The organism is Mageeibacillus indolicus UPII9-5 (genome assembly GCF_000025225.2).
Lineage (GTDB): Bacteria > Bacillota > Clostridia > Saccharofermentanales > Fastidiosipilaceae > Mageeibacillus > Mageeibacillus indolicus.
This window is the reverse complement of record NC_013895.2, coordinates 1,462,982-1,477,002: the sequence shown is the minus strand read 5'-3', so window position 1 is coordinate 1,477,002 and position 14,021 is coordinate 1,462,982. Positions and strand designations below refer to the sequence as shown.

At 47.8% G+C, this 14,021-nt stretch carries 10 protein-coding genes; 6 read left to right on the top strand and 4 right to left on the bottom strand.

Going from position 1 to position 14,021, the window contains the following annotated elements:
- The first annotated feature begins 1 nt into the window (after position 1).
- From HMPREF0868_RS06485 to HMPREF0868_RS06465, 5 genes are read left to right on the top strand one after another with little or no spacing between them, the layout of a single operon-like run.
- Entirely contained in the window at positions 2-574 is a 573-nt protein-coding gene (locus tag HMPREF0868_RS06485) for an RsmD family RNA methyltransferase (protein WP_012993930.1), read from the top strand.
- A 9-nt stretch (positions 575-583) separates the two neighbouring features.
- Positions 584-1,105 (top strand): pantetheine-phosphate adenylyltransferase, encoded by a 522-nt coding sequence (gene coaD, locus HMPREF0868_RS06480; RefSeq protein ID WP_012993929.1) that lies wholly within the window; start codon positions 584-586, stop codon positions 1,103-1,105.
- The gene (locus HMPREF0868_RS06475; protein WP_012993928.1) at positions 1,098-1,556 is read left to right on the top strand and encodes an ATP synthase subunit B family protein; all 459 of its coding nucleotides are present in this window, start codon (positions 1,098-1,100) and stop codon (positions 1,554-1,556) included. Before coaD ends, HMPREF0868_RS06475 begins: the two co-directional genes overlap by 8 nt.
- A 14-nt stretch (positions 1,557-1,570) precedes the next feature.
- Positions 1,571-2,686: a D-alanine--D-alanine ligase family protein gene (locus HMPREF0868_RS06470; protein ID WP_012993927.1), complete on the top strand. Its 1,116-nt coding sequence runs from the start codon at positions 1,571-1,573 to the stop codon at positions 2,684-2,686.
- Between the two features lie 31 nt (positions 2,687-2,717).
- Positions 2,718-3,386: a YwiB family protein gene (locus HMPREF0868_RS06465; protein WP_041705713.1), complete on the top strand. Its 669-nt coding sequence runs from the start codon at positions 2,718-2,720 to the stop codon at positions 3,384-3,386.
- 226 nt (positions 3,387-3,612) lie between these two features.
- Here the strand turns inward: HMPREF0868_RS06465 and HMPREF0868_RS06460 are convergent, their stop codons facing one another.
- The 4 genes from HMPREF0868_RS06460 to HMPREF0868_RS06440 form a co-directional block, all read right to left on the bottom strand.
- Positions 3,613-5,442, bottom strand: a complete 1,830-nt coding sequence (locus HMPREF0868_RS06460) for a phospho-sugar mutase (protein WP_012993925.1) — start codon at positions 5,440-5,442, stop codon at positions 3,613-3,615.
- Between the two features lie 3,392 nt (positions 5,443-8,834).
- Entirely contained in the window at positions 8,835-9,926 is a 1,092-nt protein-coding gene (locus HMPREF0868_RS08280) for a putative NPN-dependent ornithine cyclodeaminase (protein ID WP_041705712.1), read from the bottom strand.
- Positions 9,923-11,053 (bottom strand): ornithine cyclodeaminase family domain, encoded by a 1,131-nt coding sequence (locus HMPREF0868_RS06445; RefSeq protein ID WP_012993923.1) that lies wholly within the window; start codon positions 11,051-11,053, stop codon positions 9,923-9,925. The genes HMPREF0868_RS08280 and HMPREF0868_RS06445 overlap by 4 nt, the downstream gene beginning before the upstream one ends.
- A 62-nt stretch (positions 11,054-11,115) precedes the next feature.
- A complete protein-coding gene (locus HMPREF0868_RS06440; RefSeq protein WP_012993922.1) occupies positions 11,116-12,711 on the bottom strand; it encodes a helix-turn-helix transcriptional regulator in 1,596 nt (531 codons plus the stop codon).
- Between the two features lie 310 nt (positions 12,712-13,021).
- Between HMPREF0868_RS06440 and argF the strand changes: the two genes are divergently transcribed.
- Entirely contained in the window at positions 13,022-14,014 is a 993-nt protein-coding gene (argF, locus tag HMPREF0868_RS06435) for an ornithine carbamoyltransferase (RefSeq protein WP_012993921.1), read from the top strand.
- Positions 14,015-14,021 lie beyond the last annotated feature (7 nt).

The following is a 14,021-nucleotide window of genomic DNA, read 5'->3' as shown; positions in this document are numbered from 1 at the left end:
CATGCCGCGAGTAATTTCCGGAATGGCACGAAGCATACAACTGGTTTGCCCGAAAGGCCGCACGACCCGCCCCAGTGCCGACAAAACCAAAGAAGGAATTTTTAATGTTTTACAGGCGCGGCTCAGTTTCGCTGGCCTGCATGTATTGGATTTGTTTGCCGGCAGCGGCCAACTGGCCATTGAGGCGTTGAGTCGCGGCGCAGCACGGGCCACCTTGGTTGACCGTTCAAACGAGGCCCGCCAAGCTCAGATAATCAATTTGCAAAAGACACATTTAACGGAACTTGCTGATATATATACAACTTCAGTCGCCGGCTTTTTGAATCAGGCAGCGGTGCGAAGCGAAAAATTCGACCTTATTCTCATGGATCCGCCGTATGCGGACTTGGCGACATTTTGGCAAAAAAACGCCGCCGTTTTGAGCTCGATTTTGTCGCCGGGCGGAATTTTGGCGGTTGAAGGCGGTAAGGAAACAGAATTGGACAAAGTTGTAACTGATTTGCAATTGTTTAAACATTGTCACTACGGCTCAGCAATGGTAGTATTCTATATGAAAAATATTATCTCTACGTAGGAGCGATACATGCGAACCTTAGTTTACCCCGGCACTTTCGACCCGTTTACCAACGGACATCTGGACATAGCCCGCCGGGCGGCAGGACTGTGCGATCGGCTGATTGTGGCTGTCCTGACCAATTATCAAAAAAATCCGTTGTTTACTTTGGCGGAGCGGTGTGCGATGGTGCAAGCCTGTATTGATTCCGAGGCGGATCGGGATAAAATAAAAGTAATTCCCTATGACGGGCTGCTGGTCAATTTCATGCGTGAAAAAGGGGCCAAGGCAATAGTCCGTGGCTTACGAAGCGAGTCGGATTTCCGCTTTGAGGCGGAAATGGCGGCGGCCAACCGGTTGCTTTGGCCGGAGTTTGAGTCGATTTTGCTCAGCTGCCGACCTGATTTGGCTTTTACCAGTTCGTCAATAGTGCGGGAAGTAGCTGCTTACAGTGGTGATATAAGTGGTATGGTGCCGGCGCAGATTCAAGCGGTGGTGCGGTCAAAATGTTGTGTCAGGAAAGGGAAATTAGAGGGTGGCCGACGTGGGTAAAGAGCGCAATAAGATGGATGTTGTAGATTATCTTGAAGAGCTGAAGGGAAGGGTCGAGAATGCCCGCGGCATACTTTTGTCCCAAAACTGCATCATCGATCGGGAATATTTTTTGCATACTTTGGAATTGATTACCACCAACCTGCCGGGTGAGCTAAAAAATGCCAAATGGATCATCAAAAAAGGCGAAGAAATAATTGAAAGTGCCAAGCAGGAAGGGAAACGAATTATTGAAGATTCGCATGAACGTGGTGTGCGCATGTTGGACGAAAGTGCGATTATTAAACAGGCGGAAGAGATTCGCGACAAGATTTTGTCCTCTGCTGAGGCTGAGGCGGCAGATATCCGAGAAAAGGCCTATAATTATGCGGAAGATTTGGTGGGAAATGTTGAGCGCAGTTTGACGGACGCTTTGTTACAAATTCAAAAAGATAAACAGGGAATACAATAATTACCGGAGATATAATGAATACAGTTGCAGTAATTTTCGGCGGCGTTTCAACGGAACACTTAGTTTCGTGTCGTTCCGCTTTTTACGTTATCAATGCTTTAAAAGAACTTAAATATGATGTGTTGCCGCTGGGCATTACCAAAGCGGGGGATTGGTTGCCGTTGCTGGTCGAACCGGAGGTGCTACTTACGGAGGGTTGGGAGCAGGCGGCTTATAAAGCGTGGCACAAAAAGCACGCGCGAGGCCTGAAAATTAAGGAAGTATTTAATCCGCGGCGTTTTTTTACCTACTTTTTCGGCAAAAATCCCGAGGTGATTTTCCCGGCCGTTCATGGTATCAATTGTGAAGATGGAACATTACAAGGATTTTTAAACATGACAGATATTCCTTATGTTGGCTCCGGCGTGTTGGCTTCGGCTTTAGGCATGAACAAAATTTTTGCCAAACAAATTTGGGCGGCAAATAAATTGCCGGTGGTGCCATATTACGTGGTTACTCGTGACGACTTAGCTAAAGACAGCATAGGCTTGCCGGAAACTTCCGCCGCCGTGGAAAAGGTTTTGACCTATCCAATTTTTTTGAAACCGGCTTCGGGTGGCTCGTCTGTCGGTACTTTTAAGGCGGGAAATCGTTCTGAGTTGGTTGCCGCACTTGGTGAAGTGAGCAAGTTTGATCGTGAAATCCTTTTGGAGCAATATATTCCGGCGCGAGAACTTGAAGTCGCGGTTTTGGGTAATTTGCAGCCGCAAGCGCCGATGGTCGGCGAAATTTTGATGCAGGCGGACGTGGCTTTTTATGATTATGAGACGAAATATTTTGCGGCTGGAGCTTCGTCCTTGGCCTTGCCTGCGGATCTCCCGACTGATTTGGCGGAGCGAATTTTAAATTTGGCACAAAAGGCCTACAAAGTATTGGGTTGTAAGGGAATGGCCAGAGTCGACTTTTTCCTCGACCGTTGCAGTGGGGCGTTGTACTTGAATGAAATCAATTCTTTGCCCGGTTTCACAGCTACAAGTCTGTATCCGCAGGCATGGGCAAAAGCCGGGATAAATTTGCCGGCGTTGGTTGATCAGCTTTGTCGTTTGGCTATTGCCGAGCATCAGGCCGGGCGGCGAGTTGAAACTATCTGACCATTCGGAGCGCGGGCAGGTGGGAGCGGCTATGGCGAAGGCAAGGGAAGCAGAAAAAGTGTATGAGGCGGAGGGGGCAGATAAAGCCCAGGGTGCGAAGAACGCTGTTGGCATAGAGCCTTCGACACAGGCGAGTCTACCTAATGCGTGGCCGGAACTTTCTGGCGGTTCATGGCAGGTGCGTTTGGTTTGGACGCAGCAGGCGGCAGGGGGCAGGCCGGAGCGAAAAATTTATCGCGGTGTTTTGTCGATAGTATCCAATTATCTCGAACTAAGCTATATTGAGGATGATTCTCTCCACAGATGTGGATCCGCTTACTGTCGTTCAGATACGGTTCAGCCGGGACAAACGGCAACTTGGCGAATTAAGCTGCCCCTTATATCCGGTGAACGTTCCCACGAATTATCCCACAACATCACAGATTCGTCCTCATCTGGTCACCGCATAATTTTGCAACGACGCCCGCATAACGCTATGGAATTTGTATTTGATATGGCCGCGCCTAATCAGGTTTTGACTGTAAATACCGAATACGGCAGCTTGGAGCTTGATTATTTTACCCATCAGGTGGATTTTTCGATGGACGAAAAGGGCGGCAAGCTGAAAGTGGTCTATGAATTGGCGGATCAGGCCGGTTCGGACGTTGGCACAATATTTACGTGTAGTATCGAATATCGTTTAATTTTTAGGAGCCGTTAAAGAAATCTCTGCCAAGACGACGTTACGGAGATTTTTTCAAAGCCTCTTTCATATATAGAATTATCAAAAAGTATTTTCAAAGTTGTGGGCAATAACGGCAGAAGGCGACGAACTGCTGAGCCCGCCGCCCTCTGATTGCGCCCTCTGATTCTGTCCTCAGATTTAAAGCATAATAGACGTTTACGTGTCCATATTCCTGAACAATTTTACACTCGTGGTCTACTCCCTACTCCGCTTTGAATTTGGCTTCAAGAGCGTCAATTACAGCCTGAACTTCATCGGTCATAACTTTTACCTTGGCATCAGCTGCCGCTTGCGAATCTGCCGAGGCATATAAATAAACTTTTAGTTTTGGCTCCGTACCGGACGGGCGCAGGGCATACCAGTTCCCATCAGCAAAATGATATCGCATAACATTGGATGAACGTAAATTGATAACCCCAGTTTTAATAATGCTGCGAGTGATGCCGTCATAGGTAATTTTGCCGCGGTAAGACGAAAGAAAATCTTCAAAATAGTCTAATTTGCTGCCCGCTAAAGTGAGAGGTGCCTCCAAACGGAAGTGATCCATGACGTAGGCCATGAACTTTTTCCCAATTTGCCCCTCACGGACAATATTAAGGGTGGTTTCGCCCAAATAGCCGTACTTGCGACAAATTCCTTCCCAAGCATCCCATAAGCTGAGCCCTTGAGCTTTGTAAGAGGCTGCGGCATGCGCAAAAATATAGGCAGCCGAGCAACCGTCTTTGTCCAAAACATTCCGACCTAGGGCGTAGCCGATGCTTTCTTCATACCCCATAACATACTCATAAGTGGAATTGGCCTGAAATTCACGTATTTTACCACAAATATCTTTAAATCCGGTCAAAGATTCTTCCAAATGGACCCCGAAAGTTGCGGCAATTGATCGGCCGAGATCAGCTGTGACGATGGACTTTACGATGGCGGCATTGGCCGGCAATTTATGGTTGTTTTTGAGGAAAGAAAGCCAGTAATCAGCCAAAAAAGCGGCCGTTTGGTTGCCGGTAAGCTGGTGATATTCTCCGGCGTTATCCGGAATGACCACAGCTAGACGATCAGCGTCGGGATCGGTTGCCAAGGCCAGATCCGCTTTTTCTTTCGCTGCCAGTTCGCGCAACAAAACGGTAGCTTTGGGAAATTCGGGATTGGGGGCTGGGGCGGTCGGAAAGTCGCCGTCCGGTTCGATTTGTTCCTTTACTGTCACAACGTTGGTGAAACCGCCGGCACGTAAAAGGGGAAGGACTATCTTGGCTCCTGTGCCGTGCATAGCGGTATAAGCAATTTTTATGCCGCCGGCGCCGACGGGCGGGGTCAGTTGATGAATCGTTTTTTCTATGTAATCGCGTTCAATAGTTTGATGCACATAGCTGATTTGTTGTTCTTGCAGAGCTTCTTCAAAATCGACCGCTGTATATTCGGTTGAAATAAATTTGGTTATTTGATCAACTTCTTCTTGCCCGACTTGAATGCCGTCTGATCCATATAATTTATAACCATTATATACGGCTGGATTATGCGATGCGGTTACCATTATTCCAGCTAAAGCTTGCAAAGGTCTGATAGCGTAGGCCAGCATGGGTGTCTGGCAGTAGGTCGGAAACAGAGCTACCGCTACTCCGTTGGCGGCAAAAACTGTGGCCGCGACTTCAGCAAAGAGTTGGGAATTGTGCCGCGTGTCATAACCGATGACCACGCCGGCTTCGCTGCAGCGATCGGCACTGTATTTGCTTCTGAGCCAAGCGGCAACGCCTTGGGAAGCGACGGCAACCGTGTAGACATTCATTCGGTTGAGGCCTACCCCCATCTTGCCGCGTAAGCCGGCAGTCCCGAAACTTAGTTCAGCCGCAAAAGCGTCACTGAGGTAGTCGCGCAATTCTTTGGGCCAATTGGTTTCACTTTTTATTTCTCGTAAATCAACGATGTTTTTTTCGTTGCCGGGAAAACTGGCGGAATCTCTTAATTCGGCCGGCACAAAGGGGCAAGCTAACCAGCTTTGTAAGTTTTCCTGCCATTTATCAGTCCATTTTGTCACCATAAAAACCTCCTTCAAACAACGTTGCTGTTGTTCTATTTAGTTAATTTTACTGATAAATGATGAATAAAACAATGTAAATTGTCTCTTTTTGCCGATTGGCCATGCTGCACCGCGGTTGGTGGGCTGCGAGAGGATTGGCCTCGCTGCACCGCGGTTGGTGGGGCTTTGTACAAAAATGTCGAAATTTGTCGCTCAACTTTTTTCGACTGCCCGTTAAGCTTTAGCTATAAGAATGTTCATAGGAGGAGCATATGAAAAAAATATTCAGAAATATCGGCAGCCTGTTGGCGGCGACGTTACTTTTGACAAGCGGCAGCGGAAGCTATGAAATAATCGGACTCAGTAAAAACACCGACTCCGGAGCATATCACCGCAACGCACCTGAACAACGGGACGGCGAAGCCAAACCGGCAGCGGCAGCAGCAGAGTCCCCTGCCGGCAAGACCGATCAGCCCCAACCCCCGGTGAAAAAAACGACGATTAGCTTGCGCGTTAACGATGCAAACGACGGCCGCGAAATCACTGATGGGGTAATCAACCTGCTGCGCAGCGCGAACGGCGCGGATAAATGGGAAACTATTGCCGAGTTTAGGCCGGATAACGGCAAAGAGGCGGAAGTCGTTTGGGCTCCCGAAAAGTATAGATACAGATGGGAAATTCAGGAAATACCGCTTGGCTACAAGTCGCCCGGCAGCATGCCCTCCGTAAAACCCGGCAACAATGAACTTGCCTTGCCCCGCAATACCGAAGGGGTTAATAATGCTGTTAAACAAGCAAAATTAAACTTTATCCTACATGTCATTCCACCAGTTGCCAATCAGGAGTGGAAAGTATTTTCAATCAAAAAGCCGAGTAATCGGCGACAAAACCCGGACATAAACCCTATTTCATTTACCAAAGATTTGGGTAGCTTGTTTGCCCCGTACCGCGAACGAGAAGATATGCTTTTACTTAATCAAGTGGACTGCAAAATAAATCGTTTAGTCAAGTCATCATATTACGGTACTTATTTTTACGCCGGTGAATACAACGCATACAAGGATTTGGAAAAAACCTCAGCGATCAGCGATGACAGTGGTATTGCCAAAATTTACGGGTTGTCTTTCGACAATTGGTATCGCCTGTCCCCGGCAAAAAATCAGGGCAGCTATGCTGATGAAGAATATGATAAGTATGAAGGCAGCGCACTTTTGGATAATGATGATATTGTCAAAGAACGTTTCGTGAAAGCTCATAATTTTCATAACACATTGATGCAAACAGATAGAAATATCTACATTCGTGGCCCGCGTTACATTAACTATAACCGGACATCTTTTACTTATGATGTTTATTACATAAAAAGCGGTGACGCCAATAAAATTATCGCCGATGACTTCAAACGGCTGTATCAAAAGTTTTTCGCTGACGGCTACACGCCTCAACGTAAAGACAAGGCAGAAATTGACGCGGCTTTAGCAGAAATAGCGGCGAACAATGAGGCGAAAAAAGAGCTTGAGACTGCCAAAAAACGTTTGGAGGAGCTGAAAAGACAAATAGAAATGCAAGAGCAGGAGGAAAAATTTCGCGCAGCCTATGAGAAAGCAAAAGAGGCGTTGGAGGCAGCGGAAAAACAGCCGGATAATCAGAGCCTGCTCACCACGGCTACAGCTGCCGTAAATGCCGTGCCGTCAGCTCATCCTCAACAAAAAGCTTTGCGGGCGCGTTTGGATAAATTGGTAGAAGGCTTCAGAAATTGGACGGAGTTTTCGCGACGTTACCAACACTATTGGACGACAGACCAAGGTGATAATGATGTCGAAGGGTTGCGGGATGCTTTGCGTGCATTTGCCGCGTTGTCGCAACCAATTCAAACGGCTAAAGCTAAAGTTAAAAGTGTTTTGACTGATAAATTGGCCAAGGCCACGGAGCGACAAGAAGCGGCGAAAAAAGAGGCCGCCGCTAAAGCCAAGGAGCAAGCTGCAGCGGCCGAGGCTGCGGCCTGGCGCAAAAAGTTCCAACCGGTGTTGAGCAAACAGCCGGGCGATTTGACGGTTGCTGATTTACAAACTTTGGTGCGTGCCAAAGAAGAGGCAAAAAAATTGTCTGCGAGAGCGCAGGAAATGCTGTTGCCGGAATTGCACGCAATAGATGAAATAGCCAAGTTTTGGCAAGAACAGCTGGCGAAACGCCGGGTGGTAGAGGAAGAAGCGGCGAAACGCCGGGCGGCAGAGGAAGAGGCGGCGAAACGCCGGGCGGCAGAGGAAGAGGCGGCGAAACGCCGGGCGGCAGAGGAAGAGGCGGCGAAACGCCGGGCGACAGAGGAAGAAGCGGCGAAACGCCGGGCGGCAGAGGAAGAAGCGGCGAAACGCCGGGCAACAGAGGAAGAGGCGGCGAAACGCCGGGCGGCAGAGGAAGAAGCGGCGAAACGCCGGGCGGCAGAGGAAAAAGCGGCGAAACGCCGGGCAACAGAGGAAGAGGCGGCGAAACGCCGGGCGACAGAGGAAGAAGCGGCGAAAAGCCGGGCGGCAGAGGAAGAAGCGGCGAAACGCCGGGCGGCGGAGGAAGAAGCGGCGAAAAGCAGGAAACGCCGTTCAACCGGAGAAGAACCGAAAAAAGAAAAAGAGAATAAGGACAATACAGCCGCCCCGAAATGGCGACAAAAACACGCCAAAATACTGGCAAAAAAGGTGAACGAAATAACGGAACAAGATGGTGAAGCGATTTTAGATGCTTGGCAAGATTGGCTGCGCTTACCCGTCGAGGCCAGAACCGAGACCGAAAAAGAAGGAAAACTGCTTGAACAACAGATAGAAGCATGGCGCAAACATCGCCAAGGCAAATTGACCAAGGAAGAACAAGAGCAGGCTGAGCGATTCAGGGAAAATTACGCGGATATTTTGCACAAAGAGCCGGAAAACTATTCGGTTGACGACCTAAAGAAACTACAAGAAGCCTTGGCCGCCCAGGCAAAATTTTCCCAGGCTTTAAAAAAATATCTACAGCCGGAAATTAGCCAATTACAGGTTGCCAAAGAGTTTTGGCTGGATGCGGTTAAACGAGCCAAGGACGATAAACAGGCCGCCAAAGATTTCAAAGAAAAATACCGAGCTTTATTCAAGCTCGATCCATGGAAACTTACAGCGGCCAACAAAGCGGCAATTTTACAAGCTTTTACGGAGTTTAAGAAATTACCTGAATCTGTGCGCAAATATTTGAAAACGGAGGGAGAGATTTTGGCCAAAATGGTCGATTCGTTAAACGGATATCCAGCATTCAAGGAAAACTCGGCAGCCGCTTCAGAGGGTGAAGCTGACAATAAAGCTTTGGAGCTGAGCGAGAACGGCGAAGAAAGTGAGTTAAGCGACAAAGATGAAGTGCCGGATACTGGTGCAGCCGGAGACAGCGAACTCTCAGCTCAAAGCCTGTCCAATATTGGTCATGAAGTCTTGCCCGTTAGTTACGATGGAAACAGCGGTCAACGTACCTCGGTCAGAGAGCTTGTTGACCGTAAATTCCTGGATGTCGACAGTGTACATGTAGATTGGGCGAATAACTCCGTCAAATTCGTTATATGAAGGGGTCATATTGCCAGTAGCAATGGTAAAAAGAACGGCCGAGACCATGATAATGGAAGTGGTTTTACGAGTATGCTTACGCATGGCGTTTTGCGCCTCATACACATTGTCATATGTACCGGGCAGGGTGAATCGATCCCGAATTGTCCCAGCTATGACGAGATCAACGCCGCATTCAATACATGCTTTGACGAAACCATCTTTGACCATGCCGCTTTCCGTCAAGGCCTGCAAAGACCCGTACTTGCGTGCCAAATTGATTGTTTTGTAATAATTGTCATTGGTATTCCCTTCGGCATAGAATTCTTTTTGCCCCCAAGACGAATCGTAAATACCGCACTCAAGGTCAAAAGCGGCCGTGGCGGTGCCGCAGAAGATCGCCTGTACAAAGCCGCCGCGTACAAGCTGTTCCAAGGCAGCACGGGAAGAGCGGTCAAGCGAGATTGCCGAACCGAGAACCCAAGTTACATAACCGTTATGGGATTTCTCATATTTCAGTAGATCAGACAGATTGTCATAATCCATACTGAAAGCGGTTTCACGCGATCGCCCGGCCCGAAACGCGAAAGTATCGTCGTTACCCCCGGCAGCTTTGAAACCTTTTGTATAGACGTAGATGCCTTCTGAACCGTCCTCAGTTCGCCCAATAACTACTTTATCGCCTTTTTTCAGGTTGCGGAATTCGACAATACTGACGGATTCTTCGCCCGGCGTGTCATTGGCGACGCAGACTGTATCCATGCGAGATTGTACGGCCAAAATCCATTTGCCATTGATCTTGAAATATTCAGGAAAGATAGATAAGGCGTGATAATTGAGGGGGGATAAGCCATCCTCTTTTACGGCTTCCAAAGTGACGTCAGGCGCATTAGTCGGAAAATCGTTGGCAAAATCGGGTGGCGTGAAAGCTGGTATTTTAAAATTCATATTAGTGACTCCTGTTTGAACTCAGGTTTAATCAATGCTCGGTTAACCTTAGCGGTGAAATCTTGCACGTTGGTTATCATTGTCCTAGTGGCAAAATGGCCGCGAGCAGCTGATATTTTGTTGACAACGTTTTCGGTAACGTCTACCGCGTACATGTAGACAGGTTTGACTCTGCCGTCCGCATCAACGTGATAAGTTGATGCCAAGTTGGCGGTGGCGGTTGAATGGAGCATGGTGGCTAAAGCAATGATTAAAGTGGCTTTATCCGTTTCTGCTTTCATCGCCGTCAAGCTGTCGGTAACACAGTGATGAACTTCCGGCAAAGGACCGTCATCACGAATTGAACCGGCTAAGACGATAGGAATATTGAGCTGCATGAGCGTTTTAATCAAGCCGTCTTTTACCTTGCCCTGCGCGATGAACTCCTTGGTCGATCCTACGGTGCGGACGGCATTCAGAAGATCAAGATGGTTGTAATGTCCCAACGGCACGGTTACCTGTGTATATATATCCTGTCCCAAGGCAGTGCCGAGCCAGCCGCCTTCAAGATCGTGAGTTGCCAAGGCGTTGCCGGCCAGCAAGGCATTGATATATCCGGCTTCGGCAAGCTCAGTTAGGGCGATGCGGGTGTTATAGTCAAAAACAACCGAAGGGCCGAGCACCCAGACTATGTGGCCGCCATTGCGACGTTCGTGTTCCATCAGCCGGTAAAGAAATTCGTAATTGGCGGTTGAGGAACTTTCAACCGCGTTGCCGTTGTTGAGGTATACATCAGGGCCGAAACAATTTTTTTCGACGGCAATGCCCTGAGCCGTAAGATCAGAGCTGGATCCAGATTCAGATCCGGATTCAGAGCGGATTACAACTGCATCACCTGCTTTTAAGTCGCGCAGTTCAGTAATTTTTACCTGCCCGTTGGCTATGACCGCTGCGCAGTTAAGTGAATTATGTATCGGTAATTGCCATTCATTGCCGATTTTGTAGAAAGTAGGCAGATGACAGGTTAAATAAAACTGATCCGGTGCGACCCCGTCTATTTCGCAAGAGGCAGTGGTGACTTCGGCGGCCGTATCATACGGGGCTGAAGCAAAATCGGGAGGGGTAAATTGAAAGCCTTTGAATTGCATAGTTAAAACAGCTTCTCCTTGTTCTAGACTTCCGCAAGTGTGATGTGCTCATATAGACGGCTTTAATCTGCGTCTTGGAGGTCAACATCTTGCAAATGTATCGTTGTACGAAAACTACTTGGGGTGTAAGTATACTTGGCTTTGAAATTGCGGACAAAAGTTTTGATGGAATTGTAGCCGACATGAAAAGCGATTTCGGTGATTTCCATGTCAGTGGTCAACAGTAAAACACAGGCCTTGGATAACCTGAATTCATTCAGCAGTTCGTTAAACGTTTTGTCGAAAGTTTCTTTGAGCATCACGGTAAGTGCCCCGGTGGAAATGTCAAACGTTTCCGCTACTTGGATAGCTGAAATATCGCTCTGATAGTTTTCGCCGATGTATTTACAGACGGCCCTTGCCTTGGCCAAACCGCGGTCACGGTTGAGCAAATTTGCCCGATGTGGTTGTTCGCGTATTTCCTGCGCATGTAGCCCCGTTTTTTCGTGAATAAGACGAGAAATATATGAGGCGTCTTTGTAGCCGAGAAAACCGGCGATTTCTTGCAACGAAAAGTCGGAATAAAGTAAAAAATCAATAATTTTCATTATCCGCATATCTTTTACCAAATCGGTGTAATTTTCACCGGTTGTCCGACGCACAAAACGGTTCAAGGTGGATTCACTCATCATGAATTGCTCAGCGGCTGATTTTAAAGTCGGGTAGGTATCCAAATTGTGGTAAAGATACTGAAAAAAGCGGGTAGGGTTGTAGGAGTCGGGTACTTTGTCAGCCGGAACGATGTTTCCTTCGCCGGTCGTTGCTTTTACTTCTAACGCATACATTGCCAAGAGTTCCATCAGTCGCGAGGTCAGGCGAACAGCCGCCCAGTGTGACCATTCATTACTTTTGCCGGCACTGAAAGCCGCCTGCAATCCGGTCCTTATAGAAACGGAAATATCGTGGCTTTTGCTGTCCGGCCGATAAAGATCATCCCCGGCGTCGAGCAAGAAAGCAAAGCTGCTGAAGAGGCTAAAAAATTCTTGCCGGGTTGATTCGCGAGGATATAGCGTACTTACGCTGTATAGGATGTCGCGCAAACGCTCGTAATTGTCGCCGGATTCAAAATTGTTTTTTATTAAATAGTTGATATACGTATAGTTGAAAGCCAAAAGTATATAACGTAACGGCTCTCGAACTTCAATGATCTGTGAAACTTGCCAAGGCATCAGGACAACTATGAGGCCAGGGAAAAGCTGATAGACCTTATCTTGAATGACAATTTTGCCGTGACCGTCGGTGATATAAAGCATTCGTCCCGTTTGGTGCAACAGCGGTTCGGTAGGTTCGCGGTCAATTTGATAATCGAAGGCAGCTATTTGCGCCAACATTGCGTTTTGTTTGCGCATTTTGAGTTTCCCTTCAATAATTCCGGGTATGACTGCTTCTGTACGGGCGACCCTGGCAACTTGCTTGCGCACACGGCCGGTTCGCGCAGCTTGTGTGCGCTCTACTTCTGCCGATTGCTTGCCGGCAGCTCCTGTAGTTTCTGTGCTGGTGGCTCCTGTAGTTCCTGTGCCGGCAGCTCCTGTAGTTTCTGTGCCGGCGGATCCTGTAGTTCCTGCACGGTGGATTCCTGTTCCGGTTTCAGCCGGAAATTTATCAGGTATAATTCTCAAGTTTTCACCTTTTCTAAGCTGAAGTGGCATCGCATATCTATCTGACAAGACAAAATTATCGCCACTATTGTGGTATAGCGATACAATTCGCTATGATACACTATTATTATACTTTCCCTTTTGTAAGATTGTAAATTTAAACGGCCAAAATAGCAAGTTTATTGACAAAAAAACAACAATTTGATTTTCGAAACAAACTAAAAGGTTGGAAATGTCTCGGCAGTGCTTTTTTTAAGTCTATAATCAAAACATAATAACTCTGTTTGTCAGGGAAATATATTTGCAACGCATAACTTTGGAGGTAATTATTATGGCTAAAAATTTAAGCGGAAGATCATATTTAAAACTGCTGGACTTTGAACCCTCAGATGTACGCTATCTGCTTGATTTATCCAAAAATTTTAAAGATATGAAACGTGCCGGTGTGCCGCATCGCTGGTTGGAAGGGAAGAATATCGTTCTGCTTTTCGAGAAAACTTCTACTCGCACCCGCTGCTCTTTTGAGGTTGCCGGAATGGATCTGGGCATGGGCGTTACCTACCTTGATCCGGGCTCATCCCAAATGGGCAAGAAAGAAAGCATCGCTGACACCGCACGGGTACTCGGCAGAATGTATGACGGTATTGAATATCGTGGCTACAGCCAAGATTTGGTAACTGAACTGTCCAATTACGCCGGTGTTCCGGTTTGGAATGGCCTGACCGACCAATTCCATCCGACCCAAATGTTGGCGGATTTGCTGACTATTGAAGAACATTTTGGCTATTTGAAAGGCCTGAACTTCGTCTTTATGGGCGATGCCAGAAACAATATGGGTAACTCCTTAATGATAGCCTGCGCCATGATGGGCGTGAACTACACAGCCTGCGCTCCAGCTGAACTTTTCCCGGCGGAGGACCTCGTAGTTAAAGCCCGTGAAATAGCCGCTCGCCAGGGCTGCACTGTAACCCTCGAGTCCGACGTGAAGAAAGCTACGGCCGGCGCGAACGTTATTTATACTGATATTTGGGTATCTATGGGCGAACCCGACGAGATCTGGGCGCACCGAATCAAGGTTTTGAAACCATACCAAGTAAATAAAGCGGTTATGGACAACGCAGATCCTGAAGCGATTTTCATGCACTGCCTGCCGTCCTTCCACGATCGCAAAACCACGATCGGTGAGCAAATTTTCGAGAAATTTGGCTTGCCGGAGATGGAAGTTACCGATGAAGTGTTTGAATCGGACAAGTCCGTCGTGTTTGAGGAAGCAGAAAACAGAATGCACACAATCAAAGCAGTTGTTTATGCTACCTTGAGATAACATAAAT